This window comes from Mammaliicoccus sp. P-M59, assembly GCF_022386135.1.
Classification (GTDB): Bacteria; Bacillota; Bacilli; order Staphylococcales; family Staphylococcaceae; genus Mammaliicoccus; species Mammaliicoccus sciuri_A.
Map to the genome: position 1 here is coordinate 893407 of NZ_JAJNJJ010000001.1, position 21808 is coordinate 915214.

General features: G+C 30.5%; 27 protein-coding genes and 2 tRNA genes. 7 read left to right on the forward strand and 22 right to left on the reverse strand.

The features are described 5' to 3' along the window. Positions 1-165: 165 nt before the first annotated feature. Entirely contained in the window at positions 166-1104 is a 939-nt protein-coding gene (locus LQ617_RS04280) for a 1,4-dihydroxy-2-naphthoate polyprenyltransferase (protein WP_025905471.1), read from the forward strand. A 47-nt stretch (positions 1105-1151) separates the two neighbouring features. On the opposite strand, the gene LQ617_RS04285 is transcribed toward LQ617_RS04280, so the two are convergent. From LQ617_RS04285 to LQ617_RS04315, 8 genes are all read right to left on the reverse strand, one after another. Continuing rightward, on the reverse strand, positions 1152-1925 hold the full coding sequence (locus tag LQ617_RS04285; RefSeq protein WP_239739651.1) for an AraC family transcriptional regulator: 774 nt from the start codon (positions 1923-1925) through the stop codon (positions 1152-1154). A gap of 15 nt (positions 1926-1940) precedes the next feature. Beyond that, complete coding sequence (locus tag LQ617_RS04290; protein WP_204252818.1) at positions 1941-2513, reverse strand: LysE family translocator; 573 nt, start codon at positions 2511-2513, stop codon at positions 1941-1943. Between the two features lie 107 nt (positions 2514-2620). Then, positions 2621-3349 (reverse strand): alpha/beta hydrolase, encoded by a 729-nt coding sequence (locus LQ617_RS04295; protein ID WP_239739658.1) that lies wholly within the window; start codon positions 3347-3349, stop codon positions 2621-2623. Next, positions 3350-3850 carry a GNAT family N-acetyltransferase gene (locus tag LQ617_RS04300; protein ID WP_239739659.1) on the reverse strand — a complete coding sequence of 167 codons (501 nt, stop codon included), beginning with the start codon at positions 3848-3850 and terminating at the stop codon, positions 3350-3352. It lies immediately after the preceding gene. A 67-nt stretch (positions 3851-3917) separates the two neighbouring features. After that, entirely contained in the window at positions 3918-4031 is a 114-nt protein-coding gene (locus LQ617_RS16130; RefSeq protein WP_371683277.1) for a hypothetical protein, read from the reverse strand. A 179-nt stretch (positions 4032-4210) separates the two neighbouring features. Next, positions 4211-4318, reverse strand: a complete 108-nt coding sequence (locus LQ617_RS04305; RefSeq protein ID WP_204167922.1) for a putative holin-like toxin — start codon at positions 4316-4318, stop codon at positions 4211-4213. A gap of 163 nt (positions 4319-4481) precedes the next feature. Continuing rightward, complete coding sequence (locus LQ617_RS04310; protein ID WP_239739662.1) at positions 4482-4643, reverse strand: putative holin-like toxin; 162 nt, start codon at positions 4641-4643, stop codon at positions 4482-4484. A 146-nt stretch (positions 4644-4789) separates the two neighbouring features. Next, a complete protein-coding gene (locus tag LQ617_RS04315; RefSeq protein WP_207606897.1) occupies positions 4790-4939 on the reverse strand; it encodes a hypothetical protein in 150 nt (49 codons plus the stop codon). Positions 4940-5151: 212 nt separating this feature from the next. Between LQ617_RS04315 and LQ617_RS04320 the strand changes: the two genes are divergently transcribed. After that, positions 5152-5640, forward strand: coding sequence for a tetratricopeptide repeat protein (locus tag LQ617_RS04320; RefSeq protein ID WP_239739664.1), 489 nt, complete (start codon positions 5152-5154; stop codon positions 5638-5640). A gap of 230 nt (positions 5641-5870) precedes the next feature. Beyond that, on the forward strand, positions 5871-6080 hold the full coding sequence (locus LQ617_RS04325; protein WP_239739666.1) for a hypothetical protein: 210 nt from the start codon (positions 5871-5873) through the stop codon (positions 6078-6080). Positions 6081-6177: 97 nt separating this feature from the next. On the opposite strand, the gene LQ617_RS04330 is transcribed toward LQ617_RS04325, so the two are convergent. The 6 genes from LQ617_RS04330 to LQ617_RS04355 all read right to left on the reverse strand — a co-directional run bounded on the left by LQ617_RS04330 (position 6178) and on the right by LQ617_RS04355 (position 8387). Next, the gene (locus LQ617_RS04330) at positions 6178-6372 is read right to left on the reverse strand and encodes an LSm family protein (RefSeq protein WP_159315217.1); all 195 of its coding nucleotides are present in this window, start codon (positions 6370-6372) and stop codon (positions 6178-6180) included. 3 nt (positions 6373-6375) lie between these two features. Continuing rightward, positions 6376-6615 carry a hypothetical protein gene (locus LQ617_RS04335; RefSeq protein WP_239739668.1) on the reverse strand — a complete coding sequence of 80 codons (240 nt, stop codon included), beginning with the start codon at positions 6613-6615 and terminating at the stop codon, positions 6376-6378. A 404-nt stretch (positions 6616-7019) separates the two neighbouring features. Then, positions 7020-7107 (reverse strand) — tRNA-Ser (locus tag LQ617_RS04340). 1 nt (position 7108) lies between these two features. Further along, positions 7109-7183, reverse strand: a tRNA-Asn gene (locus LQ617_RS04345). Positions 7184-7315: 132 nt separating this feature from the next. Continuing rightward, positions 7316-7909, reverse strand: coding sequence for a competence protein ComK (locus LQ617_RS04350; protein ID WP_239739670.1), 594 nt, complete (start codon positions 7907-7909; stop codon positions 7316-7318). Positions 7910-8021: 112 nt separating this feature from the next. After that, the gene (locus LQ617_RS04355) at positions 8022-8387 is read right to left on the reverse strand and encodes a VOC family protein (protein WP_239739672.1); all 366 of its coding nucleotides are present in this window, start codon (positions 8385-8387) and stop codon (positions 8022-8024) included. A gap of 243 nt (positions 8388-8630) precedes the next feature. On the opposite strand from LQ617_RS04355, the gene LQ617_RS04360 reads away from it, so the two are divergent. Beyond that, positions 8631-8846 (forward strand): IDEAL domain-containing protein, encoded by a 216-nt coding sequence (locus LQ617_RS04360; RefSeq protein WP_016911637.1) that lies wholly within the window; start codon positions 8631-8633, stop codon positions 8844-8846. A gap of 73 nt (positions 8847-8919) precedes the next feature. Here LQ617_RS04360 and lplA read toward each other — a convergent pair whose 3' ends face one another. Beyond that, positions 8920-9915, reverse strand: coding sequence for a lipoate--protein ligase (gene lplA, locus LQ617_RS04365; RefSeq protein WP_025905641.1), 996 nt, complete (start codon positions 9913-9915; stop codon positions 8920-8922). Positions 9916-10084: 169 nt separating this feature from the next. Here lplA and LQ617_RS04370 point away from each other — a divergent pair, with 169 nt between their 5' ends. Together LQ617_RS04370 and LQ617_RS04375 are read left to right on the forward strand one after the other, a co-directional pair. Beyond that, positions 10085-10270, forward strand: a complete 186-nt coding sequence (locus LQ617_RS04370) for a YkvS family protein (RefSeq protein WP_025905642.1) — start codon at positions 10085-10087, stop codon at positions 10268-10270. Positions 10271-10272: 2 nt separating this feature from the next. Continuing rightward, complete coding sequence (locus LQ617_RS04375; RefSeq protein WP_239739678.1) at positions 10273-10878, forward strand: CPBP family glutamic-type intramembrane protease; 606 nt, start codon at positions 10273-10275, stop codon at positions 10876-10878. Positions 10879-10944: 66 nt separating this feature from the next. On the opposite strand, the gene LQ617_RS04380 is transcribed toward LQ617_RS04375, so the two are convergent. Beyond that, positions 10945-12456 (reverse strand): bifunctional metallophosphatase/5'-nucleotidase, encoded by a 1512-nt coding sequence (locus LQ617_RS04380; protein WP_037588904.1) that lies wholly within the window; start codon positions 12454-12456, stop codon positions 10945-10947. Between the two features lie 152 nt (positions 12457-12608). Here LQ617_RS04380 and LQ617_RS04385 point away from each other — a divergent pair, with 152 nt between their 5' ends. Next, positions 12609-14081 carry an ATP-binding protein gene (locus LQ617_RS04385; RefSeq protein ID WP_239739682.1) on the forward strand — a complete coding sequence of 491 codons (1473 nt, stop codon included), beginning with the start codon at positions 12609-12611 and terminating at the stop codon, positions 14079-14081. A gap of 36 nt (positions 14082-14117) precedes the next feature. Here LQ617_RS04385 and LQ617_RS04390 read toward each other — a convergent pair whose 3' ends face one another. The 6 genes from LQ617_RS04390 to LQ617_RS04415 form a co-directional block, all read right to left on the reverse strand. Further along, complete coding sequence (locus LQ617_RS04390; protein ID WP_037588901.1) at positions 14118-15470, reverse strand: TrkH family potassium uptake protein; 1353 nt, start codon at positions 15468-15470, stop codon at positions 14118-14120. 17 nt (positions 15471-15487) lie between these two features. Further along, complete coding sequence (locus LQ617_RS04395; RefSeq protein ID WP_239739687.1) at positions 15488-17173, reverse strand: S1C family serine protease; 1686 nt, start codon at positions 17171-17173, stop codon at positions 15488-15490. Positions 17174-17385: 212 nt separating this feature from the next. After that, positions 17386-18207, reverse strand: a complete 822-nt coding sequence (locus LQ617_RS04400; protein WP_037588899.1) for a TerC family protein — start codon at positions 18205-18207, stop codon at positions 17386-17388. A gap of 218 nt (positions 18208-18425) precedes the next feature. After that, positions 18426-19988: a peptide chain release factor 3 gene (locus LQ617_RS04405; RefSeq protein ID WP_037588898.1), complete on the reverse strand. Its 1563-nt coding sequence runs from the start codon at positions 19986-19988 to the stop codon at positions 18426-18428. 13 nt (positions 19989-20001) lie between these two features. After that, on the reverse strand, positions 20002-20241 hold the full coding sequence (locus tag LQ617_RS04410) for a YueH family protein (RefSeq protein ID WP_025905650.1): 240 nt from the start codon (positions 20239-20241) through the stop codon (positions 20002-20004). Then, the gene (locus LQ617_RS04415; protein ID WP_037588897.1) at positions 20231-21715 is read right to left on the reverse strand and encodes a UDP-N-acetylmuramoyl-L-alanyl-D-glutamate--L-lysine ligase; all 1485 of its coding nucleotides are present in this window, start codon (positions 21713-21715) and stop codon (positions 20231-20233) included. Before LQ617_RS04415 ends, LQ617_RS04410 begins: the two co-directional genes overlap by 11 nt. Between the last annotated feature and the right edge of the window lie 93 nt (positions 21716-21808).

A 21808-nucleotide genomic window follows, 5' to 3' on the forward strand; every position in this document is an offset into this window, starting at 1 on the left:
AAATATCTATCTACTTATTTTATCATTTTTTAAGTGAACATGCGTTAATATTGTACTTTAAATACAGAATATAAATTAAAATTTTACACAATTACAGTGATTGACCAATTGATAGCGAAAGCATATACTAATACTGTCAAAAATATAAATTTAAGAGGTAAATACATGTCACAAAATTTATCACAGCATTCAGGCTTGAAAAAATATTATCATTTGATGAGACCACATACCCTTACAGCATCATTTGTTCCTGTACTATTAGGTACCGCTTCATCAAAGATTTTTTTAACAGGTGCTGAAGCATCCATTAAAATTTCAGTCGTATTAGCAATGTTACTCGCAAGTATTTTAATACAAGCAGCAACTAATATGTTTAATGAATACTTTGATTATAAGCGTGGATTAGATGACCATACTTCTGTTGGTATCGGAGGCGCAATCGTAAGAAATGGTATGTCTCCTAAATCCGTTTATAATTTAGCAATAGCATTCTATGTTATAGCTGTCATATTAGGTATTTACATATGCATGCAAAGTACATGGCTATTAATACCAATAGGATTAGTATGTATGGCAATCGGTTATTTTTATACAGGTGGACCAATCCCTATTTCATGGACGCCATTCGGTGAAATATTCGCTGGATTCTTCATGGGATTTGTAATTGTCATGATTTCATTCTATATACAAACAGGTACTTTAAGCTTTTATCCAGCATTATTAAGTATTCCAGTTTCTATTACAATTGGACTTATCAACTTAGCAAATAACATTAGAGACCGCGAAAAAGACAAACAAAGTGGTAGAAAGACTTACGCGATCTTAGTCGGTAAAAGACTTTCTATCATGACTATGGCAATTCTTTACATTTTCGCATATGTCTTTGTTATTTACTTAGCATTATTTAAACCATACGGCTCTCTATTATGGTTGCTCGTCTTAATATCTGCACCATTCCCAATCAAAGCCGTACGTCGATTTAATAAAAATGACACACCACAAACAATGATGCCTGCAATGGCAGCAACAGGTAAAGCAAACACGATCTTCGGATTGTTATTAGCTCTTGGTGTATATATTAGTGGTTTATTAGGTGGATTATAAAACACCATCAAAAAAGAGGCTTGGACAATGTCCAGCCTCTTTTTGATTTATATAAGTTGGTTTAAATATTCAAAAGCTGTAATACCATATATTTTCTTGAAATTTTTGTTTAAATGAGATAAGTCTACAAACCCACAGTTTGTAACAGCAGCGTAAATATCTTTAGTCATTTCTAAATTTAATTTAGCTTGCTCTACCTTTCTATTCAAATAATATTGATAAGGTGTAAAGCCAGTATATTTTTTGAAATAGCGAATAAATTGATATTGAGTCATATTTAATTCTAGACTGATCATTTCTACATTTAATGTATCAAACAAGTGGCTTTCTATAATATTCTTCGCCATATTTATGAGCCTGTTATCTTTAGGCGCTACATTTATATCATTATTCAACAAAGCATCATTAACTTGCAGCAATTGTTCTAATATATAAGCATCTTCTTGATTCGTTAAAATAGCATTAGAGAGATGGATAATTTTGTTTTTTAAATTTTGGTCATTTGATATAGGTTTATTGAAAATGACATTTTGAGGTATGTTATCATTTCCAAGAATATGTTCTCGCTCTAAATAAATCATTGTGTATTTTAGGTCTTTCTTGTCAAAAGAACTACCATCATGAATTTGTTCAGGATTAAAGAACATAACATTATTAGGATAGGATAAAAATTCGGCACCATCTAAAGTATAGTGTTGAATACCATCTAACGTTACACCAAGTGCATATTCTTTATGCGCATGTTTTTTATATTTAAACTCGCTCATTTGAGCTAATAATGCTGTAACACCTATACGCTTTTTATACAAAAAATTATCCATATAACCCCTCCTTATCTATAACCAAATTAATAATGTCGACATAACTAGTGCCATTGACATAACAACATTAAAAACTTTCAAATGTTGATCTATAAATCTTTTCAGAACCGTACCGAATAATAGCCAAGACGCAAATGCTAAAAATCCAATAATCGTTATGATAGTTACATTAAGAAACACATCGTTAAAAGTAGAGTCTGCTTTTAAAACAAAGCTCGGTAAAACCGTTAAACAGAATAATACAACTTTAGGATTTAGAAATTGCATAACAAACCCAGATGTAAAGTTACCGTAATTTGTATCATTATGTGATTTTGAAGCGTTTAAAATTTGATATGCCAAATATAACATATATATTGTTCCAATAATTTTCATCGTAAATATAATATTTGGCATAATGTTTACGAGTATTGTATTAAAAATTGCAGATAATAACAAAATTAAAAAGAATGCTACAGTAGAACCGTACGTATACTGTAAAGCTTTTTTAGTACCGTAATTTTGAGTTGTCGTTAATATTACGATATTTGTAGGTCCAGGTGTGAAAGTAATCATAAAACAGTAAAATAAAAATGATAATGTACTCATCGAATCCCTCCAATATCTTTGTATTTTCTCAATAATGTCAAAATTGATATAGTACAAAATTGCATTCACACAAAAATAAGACCATGCCAACAAATGTTGGCGTGGTCTTATTTTTTTAAGAACTCAAGTATATCTTGTTCAATTTGTTCTTTATCATTACTTCTTGTCATTAAATGTGTTGCATTTTTATAGGCTTTTAATTCTTTATGTTCTGATGCTATATCATGATATATTTTCTCAGCACTATCTTGATAGAATGTTTGATCTAATTCTCCATACTTTATAGAGATTGGTATTTTTACTGCGTCTAAATGATTCATAATATCCTCTATAAATGATGTAAAAAGACGTGCACCTTCATCATAATCATCAATGAGTGCAAGTTGGCGATTACTTTCATTTTCATCTAAACCTTGGATCTGATTAATTCTTTCTCCATAATGATAGAGTCTTCTTTTAATATCTTTATTAGTTCTATTATGAGGTGTGGACATTGCTATACATTTCTTCACATCAAATGTTTCGACAAGTTTTAAAGACATAAGCGCACCTAATGAAACACCGAGCACATGAATATTTTCATATCCACTATCCTTTAAATAATGATAACTCTCTTGTACCTGTTCCCACCAATCATTTGTCGTATAGGCTAATAAACCTTCTAAACTTAATCCATGTCCTTTATAAGCTGGAATATAGCAAGTATATCCCGCTTCGTTTAGAAACTCTGCTAAAGCTTTTACATCTCTTACTGTACCTGTAAATGAATGCAATAATATAACCGCTTCATCTCCACCTTCTAAAAATACATTTTGAGATTCTTTCAATTTCAACAATCAAATCACTCCGATTTCAATTTCGATATCACTATTATAACGCTTTTTCCATATAATAGTTTGTCGTTTCAAATCCCATTTTTTATATAACTCATATGCAATTTGATTATGACCGAAAACATGGAGTCGAATACTTTTAATGCCCTGTTCCTTGCAATACTCATCTAAAGCTTGCATCGTCATTTTACCTAAACCTTTACCTCTTTCAGATTCGTCAATTTTAATATCATAAATAAAACTCTTTAATACATGATCTTTCTCGAAAACATGTAGCCATAAAATACCTACCTTACCCCCTTCATTAAAGATATTAAAAATTTTATGACCTTCCGTATGTAAACCATCAGGTAGAAGTTTCTTAAAATATGCTCTACCTCTCTCATCCGCTTCTTCAACAGACCAAGAACCACTTTTCACTTGTTCATCAGCAAATTCTTTCAAAGAAACCTCATAAAAATCATTAAAGTCCTGCATTTCCATTAATTTTAATTCAACAGTCATATAATCCCCACCAATCTCTATATATAGGTTCATTATACACTTCTAAAAATTAGAAACAAAAATACAATTATTTGTTTAACCACTTAATAAACATAATCCCTAAAATTAAAATACTCACAGCAACAAGCGATTCAATCTTCTCTTTCTTCGTCGTTTTACGAATACTTATACTTAGTTTCATATCAAACACACCCCTTAATTATTTTTTTACAATAGACAAATATTGCCAAATTGTGTTATAATTTCTTTGAAAAAGGACAACGTGTAGTAGCACGTTGTCCAATGAGCCCGTTATAAAGACGGTGACTAATTTAATGTAAATAAACCTTCTCAAACTAGTCTAAAGTTGTAAGAGATGGTTTATTTTTTTTGGTTCATTTTAACAATTGCAATCACTAAACCTAATAATAGTACGATAAAACTACCGAAACTAAACATTAAGTTTAACGCGTCGCTAATTGGGACCATTACAGCCTGCTCCTTTCTAAAGATTTTGTTGATACTTTCATAAGCATCACCTCACTTTATACTAAGATTGGCCACCATCTATCCAACTTGCTCTGTTATATTATACCAAATTCCCAGTTTTTGTTATATACATTTATAACCTTAATAGACAAATTATCCCAATTTATGATATTATAGAAGTATGAAAATAGCCATTTAACATGTCAAAGTTATAGATGGCCATTTTTTGGTTCATTTTTACAATTGCGATTACTAAACCCAATAATAGTACATCAAAAGTACTGAAACTAAACATTAAGTTTAGTGCGTCACCAATCGGGAACACTATAGCCTACTCCTTTCTAAGGATTTTAATGTGAAAGCAACGTGCTACTACACGTTGTCCAATGAGCCCGTATTAAAGACGGTGACCGTGTTTAATAAATAAATCATCTCTAACAGGTCTATTGTTGTAAGAGATGGTTTATTTTTTTACTTTTGTTCTTTATCAAAAATATCTTTCTTAATGATATATTCAAAAATAATTTTTATTATTACTACACCTATTGGTAATAATACATAGTGTGTATTATTGTCATGGTTGCCAATGTGTTGATCATACATACTTAATATAAAATACATAACAAAACAATAAATAAGACATACTACAATTCCCGTTTTATTTATTTTTCTTTTCAACTTTCCTTCCCCTTTCTATAAAACTAAAATTAGCTCTTTTTATTTATTATAATTTTTGGTTGTAATTTGTAAATATATTTTACATAAATTGGATATAATAAGGTGTATGGATAAGATTAAATAGATAGTGTAATATTATCTTATTGGAGGGGTTTATGATGACGAATACGATAGACGAAGTTATCGAATTAAGATCAAAGAAAGAATATATAAAAGCAAAAGAAAAAATGGAAGATATATTAAGCGAAGATCCTAACAATGCATATTACAATTATCAAATGGCATGGTGTCTAGATAATTTAGGATTAGAACACGAGGCTATTAATTATTATCATAAAGCTATTAATAACAATTTAGACCTAATATATCTAAAAGATGCTTATATAGGTTTAGGAAGCACTTATAGAAGTATTGGCAAATACAAAGAAGCTGAGCAGGTTTTAAATGAAGGATTAACAAAATTTGAAGACAGCCCTGTATTAAAAATATTCCTCGCTATTACACATTATAATATGAATAATAATCAAGAGTCTGTTTCACTATTAATTGATACATTACTAACAAATTATGATAATACTGAGATTCACGAATATAAAAATGCTTTGACATTTTACAATGAAAATCTAGATAAGATATTCAACTGATTTAGAGAAAGTCACCCGTAATAATCCGGCTACAAAATAGACAAATTCTACCAAATTATGTTATAATCCAATTGAAAAAAAGACAACGTGCTGCTACACGTTGTTCAATGAGCCCGTTATAAAGACGGTGACCTTATTTAAAAATGATAATATAAATCATCTCAAACTAGTCAAAAGTTGTAAGAGATGGTTTATTTTTTATGATTTAAATCATTATAAGGAGTGAAACTATGAAGCAACCAAAGTACATATTATTATCTACATTACCCATCTACATAATGTTCTTTATACAAGGATTCTACGCTGTTATATATAAAGAAAACCCTATCGCTAGAGTAATTGCTGTAATAAGCATGATAATCTTTACAATTATGCTCACACTTCTCGTTTCAAGGGTATTAGATGCTAGCAAACAAAATAAAAATGGAAAAATAAGATAATAAGATTTTTAGATATAAAAACAAGCTATCACAACATTGTGATAGCTAAAAATTTGTCTAAAAATATTACCTTAACCAGTAATTTTATGTTAGGTGCTTAATCTAAAATTTCAATCGACTTTATTTTACTTTCATCGAAGTCATATAAGTAAGATTCAGTAGCGAAATGTATAGAAGGTTCTCCACTGTCATTAACTACTTCATCATCGTAATTTGTAACTTCACCAATAAATTGATTTCCATTCGTCAATTCTATTCGTACCCTTTTTCCCACATAAGTCCACAGTTTCATAATTTACCCCCATGCTACAAGATCGGTTTCAGGAAACTCATTATTTTTGATATATTTCTTAATTCTATAAATCGCATGCCCTAAATAGTTACTTGTATCTTGATCATATTCCGATTTTTTTGCATAGAGTATTTCACAATCATCAATTCTTATAGTAATTCTCCCTGACACTTTTTCGTTTTCGGGATAATAATCATAAGTCACACTTTTTTCGTCTTTACTTACTAATTTTAAAACTAACATTACTTACTCCCCTCCATTTTCTATTTGTCATTGTATTAGTTGTTCTTTTTCTTCTATTTCAACTATTTTTTGGAATGCTTCAGTCGCATCTTTAGATGACATATAGGCGTCTAGTTTCATTTCGTATTTCTTTATCTTATATCTCACTTATTCATTAATATTTACTATATTATACAATTTATTCAAAATTCTTACAATAAAGCAAAAAGTTATTAAACATTGCGATCAACATCAATCACGATTACAAACTAAAAAAGCCCACCTATTACATAGGTGAGCTTTTGTGTATGTATTCATATATAGTCGCGTTATGATTAAGATTATTAAATTCGCCTACAAAAAAAGAAAAAACCTTGAATTATCAAGGTTTTTTCTTTTCACTATACGTGACTAATTAATCTGAGCGGAGATGGAGGGATTCGAACCCTCGCGCCGCAGAACGACCTACACCCTTAGCAGGGGCGCCTCTTCAGCCAACTTGAGTACATCTCCATGGCTCCACAGGTAGGACTCGAACCTACGACCGATCGGTTAACAGCCGATAGCTCTACCACTGAGCTACTGTGGAATAATTAAATTTTTATCAAGCACAAATACTATTATATCAAGCATCGTAATATTTTCAAGAGAAAACCTAAAAAAATTAACGGAACATTTACACTTTAGTTGCACTTGTTCCGCTAATATTTATTTTAATATGCTAATGTTGATTTTTCAAATACATCTTAATAACATCAAGTACACTATATCCATCTTGAGTTAAATCTATATTTGGTGTATTTAGCTGCTTAATAAAGATATTATTACGGTGATTTCTATAGTACAAACATAAACAGTTTAAGTATTGGTGATTTCTATAGTACAAACATAAACAGTTTAAGTATTGGTGATTAATTACGTGGTAGGAAATTGGAAAAACGAGGCTTTGATCTTGCTCTAAAAACATCTTGGTCTTATTACCATTATATTCTTTGAAATCTTTAACATAGAGTATATTTATCCATGTGTTGTCTATTGACCTTTCGGAACCTGTGCAGAAAAAATAAGTGGATGTTACTGCGGATACTAAAATCGGGGGTTTGCTTGTAATTCTGGTAAGCCTTTTTGTAAAAAGCTTTCTTTCATTGAAGTGTTCGCCATAAAAGCGACATGACTGATTCATAATTTCTTGAGGCTTCTGTTTAACGATGAATGGTTCTCTACCCGCTTCAGACACCTCAGTATGAATGGTGTGATCGTCTACTTTAACTCCTCTAATGTACATAGTATTTTGTTTAATTACGTATTTAGTCATAATATTCTCCTTTCAAATTTTATGTAATTACAACGAATGGATTTACATTTATTGTAATTACATAAAATATAATCTATATTTAAATAGAAGTCAATACTTTTTGAAAGAAATTCTATTGTTTTTCTATAAATTCTAATCGATTTCCAAAAGGATCTAATAAATGGATTCTATTTGCATCTGGAAAACGATTATCTTCATTAAATTCTATTTTTTCATTCGTTAAATGTTCTTTTAAATCATCTAGATTTTCAACATTAATAGCTGGATGCGCCTTTTTTAATGGTTCGAACTCTTCTTCAATACCAATATGCAAATCAATTTGATTAATATTAAACCAAACGCCTCCATTACCTCTTAGTGATTCTGGCTTTTCAACTTCTTTGAATCCTAATTGATTACAATAGAAATATCGTGCTTTATTCTCTGATCCTTTAGGTGCTGATAATTGTACATGGTCCCACTTTTTTAATTGATACATTATGATTCTTCTTAAGTATTTTTGTTATATATGGTTCGACTGCTCAAAACTTTCACAACCGTATTCTGAATTGTGAGCAAAATAATTTGAAATTAGATTATAGTAACATATAATGAATTTATAGAGTAAGTTTATCACTGATTTCGAATTATAAATTTACTTTTTAAAATTTCTGAATATTCATTGCATTTAGAAAATAAATACGCTATAATTTTAACAAATAAAGTCAAGGGGTTGTTTAAAATGAAACAATATTCTCAAGTTAAGCACCAGAGTTTAGAAACTTTTGTTAATAACTTAAATGATTTATCAGTTGAGCTTGTAATTGACTCTGCTTTACGTGAAAATCGTAAAAGAGAATTAATGGTTTTAATTGATGAAGCACTTGCGAATCGTAATAATACTTTATTTGAACAATACAGTGAAGAATTAATTCAGTTGGAGGATTTACAATCGTGAGTTGTCATTTAAAATTTAACACATAATAAGAGACTACTTTTGAAAACATTCAAAAATAGTCTCTTTTATTTGTTTATAGCATTAAATTAATAATTTCTTCTTTTGCGATATCTCCAAAATAGTGATAAACATCAATATCTTTTAATGCTTCTTGAATGGATGATTTTTGATGTTGAACACCTATTAATGCTTCTTCAATATCTTTTACATCGCCGACACCAAAGAAATCACCGAATATTGCTGCGTGTTCTATTTTACCTTTTTTAACATCTAATTTAATTTGGACAAGTCCTCTATCAAATTTATGACTTCTTTCAAAGTTGTATTTAGGATTCTTACCGTAATTCCATTCCCATTTTTGGTATTTATTTTTACTTAGTTCATTAATGTTATCCCAATCTTCATCTGTTAAATGGTACTCTTCAACATCTTCACTACCTTGTTGTTTGAAGATAGAGGTAAGTATACGTTGTTTAAATGTTTCAATATCCATTGGCTCTTCTAAGAACTCTTGTATGTTTGCGACACGTGATCTTATAGATTTAATACCTTTAGATTTTATTTTTGCTTCGTTAACGCGAAGTGCATTTACAACCTCTTCGATTTCACTATTTAACATCAATGTTCCATGTGAGAACATGCGATCTTTTTGTTTAACCATTGCATTACCTGATATTTTTCTTTCCCCGACTTGTATATCATTTCTACCAGATAATTCTGCTTTAACGCCCATTTCATTTAAAGCATCAACAATTGGTTGTGTAAATTTCGCAAAGTTATGGAAACTGTCTTCGTCATCTTTTGTAACAAAGCTAAAGTTTAAATTACCTAAATCGTGATATACAGCTCCACCACCAGAAATTCTTCTTACAACTTTGATGTTGTGTTTCTCAACATACTCTTGGTTAACTTCTTCGATTGTATTTTGATTTTTCCCTACAATAATGGATGGTTGATTAATATAGAAAAGGAAATAACTATCATCTTTAGGAAGAGAAGTTAAGACATATTCCTCCATAGCTAAATTAATCATCGGATCGTTAATACCATTATTACTTACAAATTTCATTATATTTCCTCCTTCTTTTCTCCCCAAATAGCCTCAAGTATATAGTACCATATGTTTGATTAATCATATGTATGATATGTTTATGTTAAAATAGAGTATATTTGTTAATACTTTATAAACTGGGTATTATTTAGTATAATGTTTCATAGTATTATTTAGGAGGAATAAGATGACAATCGCAGAAGTTGGAAATATCATAGAGTTTCAAGATGGATTAAGAGGTAGAGTTGAAAAAATTAATGAAAACTCAGTTATCGTAGATATCACAATTATGGATAACTTTGAAAGTTTAGAGTTACCTGAAAAAACTGTAGTGAATCATAAGCGTTATACAATAATTTCTGAAGAGGGATAATAGTGAAGAGACAAATTAATCCTCAGTTAATATGGTTCATATCTAGTTTCATTATTTTTCACATTATTTTATTCATTATGCAAGGTGAAAAAGAAGTATTCTGGTACTTATATACTGGTATTATGCTGATTGCGGGCATTAGCTATGTCTTTTATCAACGTGACATCAAATCTAAGCGATTACTTCAATCAATTGGATATGGTCTCATTGGTGCCATTATATTAGTTCTACTTCAGCTATTATTATCACAAATTTATAATGGCTTGTCATATGCATCCTTATTAAAAGAATTAATGCATGCTGGCGTATTTTATAAGTGGCAAATGCTTGTAACAATTGTTATTGCTATACCTTGTCATGAGTTATATATTAGAACAATTTTACAAAATCAGTTGCAACTGAAATTTTCACAACCTATTATTCCAATCGTTGTGAGTGCCCTTGCATCAAGTTCACTATTTTTATATTTAGATAATTTAGCTATATTTATGTTTATATTTTTAGCACAACTCATATTATCTACATTGTATTTCTATACGAAAAGAATCGTAACATCTTATGTAGCTCAAATTGCAGCAATCATCATACTCGTTATCATTTTCAGCTAATACTTTTAATAAAAACAACCCCCAAAATTTTAGCAATTATGCTAACTTTTTAGGGGTATTTTTATATTATAATACTTCAAAATGATGTTCTAAATTATATTTACCTTTTGATTCTGCCAGTTCTTCAATCATATATTCGATGACGGTCTTCTTCGCTCTCTCATAAGTTGATTCAGAAATAATCTTATTAACGTGTCTAAATAAATAGTCCGTCATAATAACTGAATAAGAAGCTTCTAAATCAATATTATTTAAGTTAACTCTACTACCTACAGGTTTACTCAAATCAATCGTATATTCAAAACCTTTCCATACAGTCATAAGTGTCGGTTCTAAAATATGGTCATTATATTGAACCGTGTCCCCTTCTTTATACAGTGCTGTAGCAGTTCTTTCTATAATGCGCTTTATTTCAGCACCAGATAAATTAATTTTGACAGGTTTATCAGTATGTACATATGATTGATAAACATCTTTAACTTGTAACTCGCCACGTAAACCGTTTCCTGTCGGATTTCCAATTTGTGCACAAACAAAATCAGACGCTTTAAATGCTCTCGTCATACTTTGTTGAATACATTCCATGAACTTATGCGGTTTAATAAATAAGTCTGTTAAATGTTTATAATCTAATACAACAGGTACGTCAACAACGCTCTGTTCAGACCAATGTTGGACAGCTTTTTGGTCGAAATACGTTAGTTCCAATAAATCTCTATCTTCAGGATAACTTGAAATTTCTACGTGCTTAATAGACGTATCGATAATTTCTACTGAGTTTGCTCTTTTCTTAAATTGAATAGACATATCTACAATATTCGTAGCATCTTTACCTGGTTGTATAAACTGTGTTTCTTCGACTTTAAGATCGACGATATGTTCTTGATGACCAGTAATAATGACATTAACGCCTTCCGTACTTTTCGTCATACTTTCAGCGTTATTACTGTAATATGATCTATAATTATTTTTATCTGTATATGTGTTTAAGCCACCATGGTATAACATAATTAAGAAGTCAGGACTTTCTTTTTCATGTAAATATCTCACCCATTTTTTAGCTGTGGTCATAGACTCACCAACAAGCACTTCGTCTTCAAACTCAACGTTTTTATTTTCCATAAGGCCACTTGATGTAAATCCTATGATGCCTATTTTTATACCTTCTACATATTTAATTGTATAAGGTGTTGTAAAATATGGTTCACGAGTCTTACTATGTTCAATATTTGCTGCTAACCAAGGAAATCTGCTTAATGCGATAGATTTATTTAAGAAGTCTAAGCCAAAGTTGAATTCATCAGGGCTCACACCACTTGCATCAAATTGCATTTCATTCATCACTTTAATCATTGGATTTCTCTTATATGGGGCAATTTGAGCATAATAAAAAGCAAACATTGAACCTGACAACATGCCACCATTATCTAACAATAAGACATGGTGATTGGTTTTGCGTTTATGTTTAACGTAAGTGGCCATCTTTAGAATGTTACCACTAATACCACTTTTTCCTATTTGTCCATGTAAGTCAGAAGTAGCTAATAAATCAATTGTTATGGTTTCATTCGTATTCAATGCTATCCCCACCTTTTTTATTTATTTTACCATTTTTAAATACTGTTAGGGCAGTTTACGACCATTTGGATAGAAAATTTATTTAATATGTATTGGCAATAATTGTTAATCATAATATACTCTATTAGTAAACAATAAACTTGGAGGCAATAATGAAATCATTTAATAAATTAATCATCATTAATTTTGCTATCGCTTTAGTCATTTCATTAACTATCGGTTTTATTATAAATAAAAATTATACAAATAGAGTGAATCAAAGATTAGAAACGACAAAAGAAATTGTAAACTTAAAAATTAATACATTTATAAACGAATCAAATAGCATCTCTGAATCTTTAACGACTATTTTATCTAACAGCCGTAATGAAAAATTTATTAATCAATTTTTAGAAGATAATCACATTAGATATACATGGATTGATCATATTTATATTTTGAATGACAAGAAAGAAATCGTCTATGACTCAAAAGGGGCTGATTATACCTCTCTTAAAGATTTTAACAAATATAAGTTTCATTTTCCTTTTACAGCTAATTCAAGTTTAAGTAGTGAAAATATTTCATTAAAAAATGCCAATACATTGTTATTAACGAATCATTTAAAAGTTCAAAACAAAGACTACATTGTCGCATCAGAAATAAATATGTCTTCTTTTAAAAATGAAGTTAATTTAATTTCTCAACGATATCATATTCAAGTCAATGGTATCGATGGAACTGAAATCTATCAAGTTGGAAAAGAATATAAACATTCTAAATCTATAAATTATATGTATGATCAATTACCTATTTCATTAACAATTAGCGGACAGTATAATTTTATAACGCGTATTATTTTACCGATTCTTTTAATATTTTTAGTGGTATTTTTATTATTATCTATTGTGACACTTATATTTAAAAATAGATCCGAACGATTAGAACATGAAAAAGTAATCGAACAAGCTAATAATGAAAAGCTTAGATTAATTGGTACACTCGCTGCTAATACAGCACACGAAATTAAAAATCCACTTACAAGCATTAATGGATTTATTGAACTAACGAGAATGAAATATGATAAAGATAAACAAGATCATCACTTTAATATCATTTCAGAAGAACTAGATAGAATTAACAATATCGTTACTCAATTTTTATTTTTAGGAAAGCCAACTAATCTTGCCTATTCAAATGTCGACATTAATCAATCTATCAAAGAAGTTTCTCAGTTTTTGAAATATGAACTTGAACAACATAACATTAATATTGCTTTAACATTACCTGATACACCTATCTTTGCATTTATTTCAGAAGATCAATTAAAACAAATTCTCATCAATCTTATTCAAAATGCTAAAGATGCTTTAATAGATGTTGAACAACCAGAAATTGAAATTCAATTACAACATACACATGCAAACCAAGCAACGATTATATTTAAAGATAACGGTGTCGGTATGTCTAAAGAGACACAACAAAAGATATTCGATCCTTTCTTTACAACGAAAGAATCTGGTAGTGGACTCGGTTTATATTTAAGTAAGAAACTCATTGAAGATTGGGAAGGCGAAATTAGCGTATTTACAAATATGACTAAAGGTACTACGTTTATAATCACCATACCAACTATTAAGCCATAAGAAAAAGCAAGCGACTATGCCGCTTGCTTTTTATATTTAGCCTATTTGTATACGTTCTTTAGGATAATGGAATTTATCAGGTGTTGATTTTCCACCTAACATGACGACGAAACATAATAGACCTACCCGACCTATAAACATCAACATCATGATGACGATTTTAGATCCTAATTGTAAGCCATCTGTAATCCCCATTGATAATCCACATGTCCCGAACGCTGACATTGTTTCAAAGAATATAGATAACAAATCATGTTTACCATCTTCAAATCGAACGACAGATAACACACCTACAAACGTAATCGCTAATGCAAGTGAAATAACTGCAAATGATCTTTGTATATCAATTGGATGTATTTCTCTATTGAAAGCTTTAATAGTTGTTCGACCATTACTAAAGTTCACTAAGTATAAGACAAGTATTGTAAATGTTGTTGTTCTTATACCACCACCTACTGAACTAGGTGAAGATCCTATAAACATTAATCCACCTAAGAAGAAGTTGGTCGCTTCAGTAAAATGACTTAAATCTATAGTTGAAAGTCCAGCACTTCTTGTAGATGATGATTGGAACATTGCATAGAATAAAGCTTTATGCCACGAAACATCTTTAAATGCATTTGAAAACTCAAATAAATAAATCACGATTGTTCCTAATAAAAATAAAAATAAATATGTCGCACTCGCAATTTTAGTGAATAGCGAGAATCTAAAGTTTGGAATTGTATTTTTCATGTATGTTTTGACTTCAATTAATACAGGGAAGCCGATTGCACCTAACATAATAAGTAACATAATGATTGTTTGAACGAAATAATCATTCGCATAAGGCGCTAATGATTCCCCTGTAATATCAAGCCCACCGTTTGTAGTTGCTGAAATAGATGCAAATATACCATGATGGATTGCTTCTTTCACCGATCCAATATCTTTATAGAAGTAAAATGATAACAATATCGCACCAATAACTTCAATCATTAATATTGTTCTCACAATATCTAATATTAACTTCACAACACCATTCATTGCGTTTGAATTACTATCTAACATGATTAATTGGCGTTCACGTAAACCGATATGTTTACCTAAAATGACCCATAGTAATGTACCAATTGCCATTACACCTATGCCACCAATATTAAGTATAATCAGGATGATAGCTTGTCCAAATATGGTGAACGTATCTTCAATTGTAACAGGTGTTAACCCCGTTACACTGACACCAGATACAGCAACAAATAATGTATCGACTGGTGCAATTTTAACACCAGGTTTAACAACATAAGGTAAATTTAATAATAAAAAGGCGACAATAATTGCGCCCAAATAATATAATACAATACCTTGTTGTGGAGTCATTTTTTGAAAAAAGTATTTTATAATGGACACAAATTGTCACCTCTATTTTATTTCAATGTTAATTTTTTCGTAATTTCTTTTCCATCTCGGATAAGCTTCAAGTTAACACTGTCGCCTTTTTTATGATTATTATATAACTCTTTTCTAAATTCAAGATTATTTTCAATTTTTGTATCGTTAATACCAACGATTACATCATTAAATTTAACGCCAGCTTTGTCAGCATTACCGTCTTTAGTAACACCAGTAATTGCCATTCCTGATTTATATTTATCAGGTAAAGATATTTGTGACTTTTCGCTATCACTCATTTTAGAATAGTTTTGAGCCATAATACCTAATTCTGGACGTTCAATTTTACCATTTTTCTCTAATTTATTAATGTAGTCAGTAGCGTCATTTGATGGAATTGCAAACGCCATACCTTCTACATTAGGCATATCGATTTTCAATGATACAATACCGATTAAATTACCTTGTGAGTCTAATACAGGACCACCTGAGTTACCAGGGTTGACTGCAGCATCTGTTTGAATAGCTTTAATTTCCCAATCATACTCGTCATCGCCATTAAAATCAACAGGAACTTTTCTGTCTAGCCCAGAAACAACACCTGTAGAAATACTATTTTGGAATTCAGCGCCTAACGGACTACCTATGACGATAGCTGTTTCACCTAAAATTAAATTGTCTGAGTCCTCAAATTTAATAGGTTTAAAATCTTCAGTTTTTTCGATTGGAATCGTTAAGACTGCTATATCAGACCATTGATCTGATCCTAATACTTTACCATCATACTTTTTACCATTTGCTGCTGTAATAATTGGTTTCTTATCACTTGATACAACATGTGCATTTGTTACTATGTATGCTTTTTTATTTTCAACTTTGTAAACGACGCCTGAACCGACGCCGCTATTTTCTTCTTTTTCCTTCGCTGAAGATTCTTTCTTACTAGATACATCTGAATCTTCATGAGATACACCTACTACTGAGTTTTTAGATTTCTCTACAGCTTCCATAACATTCGTAATAGGTTTTTGGAATCCTTTTTGAGATTGTTTTTCTTCAATCGATTTTCTACTTTCGTTAGGAGGATTTACATTTTGGAATATACTCCACACTAAAATAAATATTAATATGATTGCTAAAATAATTGCAATGATTGGCCAATGCTTTTCTATTTTAGTTAAAAATGTATTGAGAAAACTATTTTTATTTTGAGATTTTTGTTCTACTTTTTCATCATATCTTGCACCGAGCTGTTTATTTGTTTCAAAGTCATTGTCTTTAGAAAAGTCTTTATCTGTTTCTGCCTGTTTGTGTTCACTTACTTTTTCATATTTAATCTCTTCAGGTTTTTCCTCTGAGTTTATTATGCTATCTTTTTTGTTTGTTTGAATTTCATCGTTATGTAATACATCATCTTGTTCACTATGTTCTTGATGTGTTTCAGCAAGTCGGTCATCATCTAAATCAATTGTTGGATGTGATTTGGATTCTTCTTCCTGTTTTTTAATTTCTTCTTTCGTTAATTTTTCAATACGTACTTTTTGCATATTTTCCTTAACACGTAATTCGTTTTTCTTTTGAAGTTCTCGTTCATTAGCTTTTTTTATCTCATATTCTTTTTTCTCTTGTTCGATTCTTTTTTCACGTTCTTCGTTATGAAAAAATTCACGTCGCTGTCTTTTATATTCATTTCTAGGAATGACATGCTTTTTTCGTGACATTTATTGCCCTCCTCAATCTAAACACTTAATGTATCTATTATGCCATATAATACTAAATTTATTAACATAAAACCATTGTAATTCTCAATATTATACACCTATTTTTACATATATTTACGAATTCATTCAATATGGATTATTCAATTAAAAAAAGATAAAAAAACACTCACAAAGTCAACAATAAACTTTGTGAGTGTTTTGCTTAATAAATATTAATTTGTTGTCTTTTTATTATTACGTACTGAAGTGATCCAGCCAATAATAACGAGTAATAATAATACTGACCAGAATATAGATTGCCATAGTATGCCATGAGGAAAATCATGTGGTAATACACCAATTTCATCATGTGCCAATACGATAACAAACAGTTTAATACCTACCCAACCTACAATACCAAATGCTGCTGCTTCTAAGTTTGGATATTTATTTAATAATTCTACAAAGTATGTTGCTGCAAATCGCATAATAATAACACCAATCATACCACCGACAAACATAACACCGAATTGACCAGCGTCCATTCCACCAAAGTGTATACCCATTGCTGGTAATGTCACTGCGATAGCAAATGCTGCTAACATTGAATCAATCGCAAATGCGATATCTGCAAATTCTACTTTGAGTACAGTCAACCAGAAATTCTTTTTCAATTTATGATGACCATGTCCATCTGAAGGAAATTCTGATTCAGGGAAATCATCTTGAGCTTCTACGTCATCTGGTGTCTTGAGCTCTTCACCTTTATGTTTTCTAAAGTCTATCAAATTCTTAATGGACATATAAATTAAGTACAATGCCCCTGCTGCTTGAATTGGCCAGAAGTTAGCTAAGAAACTAATTAAGAATAATGATAAGAAACGAAATACAAATGCACCTAATAATCCATAGAATAATGCTTTTTTCCTTAAATCTTCTGGTAAATGTTTGACCATTACGGCCATAACAACTGCATTATCAGCTGCTAATAATCCTTCAAGAAAAATTAAAACAATCAATACCCAGCCGTAACTAATTAACAAACTCGGATCCATCTATTCACACTCCATTCTTTTTTATAAAAACCAAAAGAGACCATGCCTAATAAAAGGCAAAGGTCTCACTTAACATTTATATGATGTCCATATTACCGGAAACTTGCGCTTCGTAATGACGATAATATGCTAGAATTTTTAAGTTCTAAAGTTACTCCCCTTCGACAAAGTCGTAGGTCTATTTAGTTTTACTTAGTTATTATACAATGTTTTGTTCATTATAACAAACTAAATAATTTAATTTCTGGGAATTTATCTTCAAACCATCTTGTTGCAAATTCATTTTCAAATAAGAATACATATTGATCAAAGCGGTCTTTAACTAAAATAGATCGACTTGAATTCATATTGTCTGTAATATCTTTTTCATTTTCAATCCATCTTGCTATTTTCTTACCGACTTGTTCCATAACAACATCAACATTATATTCATTTTTCATACGATGCTCGAATACTTCAAATTGTAATTGTCCAACTGCACCTAATATGATTTGATTCGTGTGCAACGTTTTATAAAGTTGAATCGCACCTTCTTGAACTAATTGTTCAATCCCTTTATGGAAATGCTTTTGTTTCATAACATTTTTAGCGCTAACTTTCATAAATATTTCAGGCGTAAATTGTGGTAATGATTCAAAATGGAATTTCTGATTTCCACCTACAAGTGTGTCACCTATTTGATAATTTCCAGTGTCATATAACCCAATAATATCACCACTAACTGCATGGTTTACAGTTTGTGTATCATCAGCCATAAATGAAGTTGAACGCGTAATTTTTTGTTTTTTCTTATTACGTTGAAGTGTAACATCCATACCTCTTTCGAATGCACCACTCACAACTCTCATAAATGCGATTCTATCTCTATGTCTTGGATCCATATTTGCTTGTATCTTAAAGATAAATCCTGAGAAGTCTGGATCGAACGGATCTACAACATCACCTTCTTCAGTCTTGCGTCCACTTGGCATTGGTGCATAATCAACATACGCATTAAGGAAGTTTTGTACACCGAAATTCGCTAATGCTGAACCGAAGAATACTGGTGTTAACTCTCCAGCTAACAATAATTCTTCATCAAATTGCTCACCGACTTCATCAACAAGCATTAACTCATCAATTGCTTGAGCAAATTGTGAATCATTTTTGATTGGATGATCTTCTTCTAATTCATAGTCATCATTTAAATGTAAAATATTCTCTTCATCTCTGAATGGTTCAATTGTTTTATCGGATCTATCAATAATTCCGAAGAAATTTTGTCCCATTCCAATTGGCCAGTTCATAGGATAAGTTTCTATTTCTAATGTTTTCTCAATTTCTTCTAAAAGTTCAAAAGGTTCTTTACCCATTCTGTCTAATTTGTTGATAAATGTAAAAATAGGAATACCTCTCATTTTACATACTTTAAACAATTTCAATGTTTGTGGTTCGATACCTTTCGCACAGTCAATTACCATTACGGCACTGTCTACAGCCATTAATGTTCTATACGTATCTTCTGAAAAGTCTTCGTGTCCTGGTGTATCTAATATATTAATATTGTAATGATCATAATCAAATTGCATAACTGAACTTGTAACAGATATACCACGTTCTTGTTCCACTTTCATCCAGTCACTTGTCGCAAACTTCCCTGTCTTTTTACCTTTAACGGTACCTGCTTGTCTAATCGCACCACCAAAAAGTAATAATTTTTCCGTTAATGTTGTTTTACCAGCATCTGGGTGGGATATAATCGCAAATGTCTTTCTACTTTCTACTTCTTGTTTAATCGTCACAATTCATTTCTCCTTATAATTCGGATGTCCATTGGCTAATTCTATTTGCTAATTCATTTGCTTCATCTTCATCAAGCACATTAAACAAATGCAAGTACAAATGCTCAATTAAAGATTCTCCGTATAAATCGTAATCTACTTCAATAGACCAAAATAAATCCGGAATTGAAATCACAAAATATTCTTCTTTTTTATTTTCATATATATAAACTTTACAATTTAAGTTTTGCGAATGACTTTCTCTAATCTTCACTTGGCTTTCCTCCATACTTTTCATATGCTGCCTCTAAACCGATTAAATCATCTCTATGAGGCACTTTGATATGTCCAGGCATGATTTGATATGGTTCTCTCCCTTTAGATGCAAGTACAACTGTATCACCTGGCTCAGAAATTTCTATTGCATGTTTAATGCCTTCTGCTCTATCTTCAAATTCTACATAATTATTATGTGTCGCTCCTTTAGCTAATTCTGCTGTTAACATTTTCGGATCATCATTTGCAGGATTATCTGGTGTGAATATCACATAATCTGCTCGACAACTTATTTTACCCATTTCTGGTGTTTTTGTTAAGTCTCTTTCTCCGGCCATACCAACTAAGAATATTAATTTTTGTTTTACAAATGGTTTTACAGCATCTATTAATTTATCCATTCCGTCTGGCGTATGTGCATAATCAATAATTAAATCTATTGGTAAGTTTCTATCTAATACTTCTAAACGTCCTTCAACTGCAGGCATATTTTCAACAGCTTCAGTTATGTCGTTTAAGTCATAACCTTGTGCCCACAAACTTATAATGCTCGCTAATAAATTAAGGACATTAAATTTACCTAAATAAGGTGATTGTACTTTGTAAGAACCAAATGGTGTTTCAAGTGTAAAACGAACACCGCTGATAGATTCTTCTATATCTTTAGCCATAAAGTCTGCTTCGTTATCTATACCATATGTAAATATTTCGAATGGTGTTACAGGTATTAATTCTTTTATATATGGATCATCTGCATTCAATATGACATATTTATCTTTTCTGTAGTCTTGACCTAATTGACTAAATAATAATGACTTTGCATGTCCGTAAGCTTCCATCGTACCATGAAAATCTAAATGATCTTGTGTTAAATTTGAAAAAATAGCGATATCAAATTCTAAACCGCGAAGTCTGCCGATAACTAATCCGTGACTTGAAACTTCAAATGTCATACTCTCACATTCTTTATCAACCGCTTCAACGATATGTTTCGTTAAAGTAACGGTTTCTGGAGTCGTATTAACACCTTTTGTAACTGTTTCATTAATTTGAAAACCGTTCGTTCCTAAATAAGCACTATTTTTTCCTAAACCTCTCGTTAAATGATGAATCATTGTCGCAATTGTTGTCTTACCATTTGTGCCAGTTACACCAATTGTCGTTAATTTTTGACTAGGAAAATCAAATAATACATGACTAAAGATACTTGCCACTTTCAATGTATCCTTAACCACAATTAATAATACGTCATCATTTAATTCTACGTAACGGTCACTCACAATGACACTACATCCTTGCTCTATTACATTCGGTATAAATTTATGACTATCTACTGTATAACCTTTTGATGCCACAAATATAGAGCCTTCTTGAGCATTTCTTGAATCTGTCGTAATATCATGAACTTCTTGGTCAATTTGACCGTAAGTTTGTTTAATTTTTATTTTATTTAATAACGTTTTAACATTCATCGTTATTGCTCCTTTATTTTCAATAGGTCTATTATACACTTTCTTAAGTTGATTTTATAGCTTAGACTATAACTATAAACAATTATAAAATGA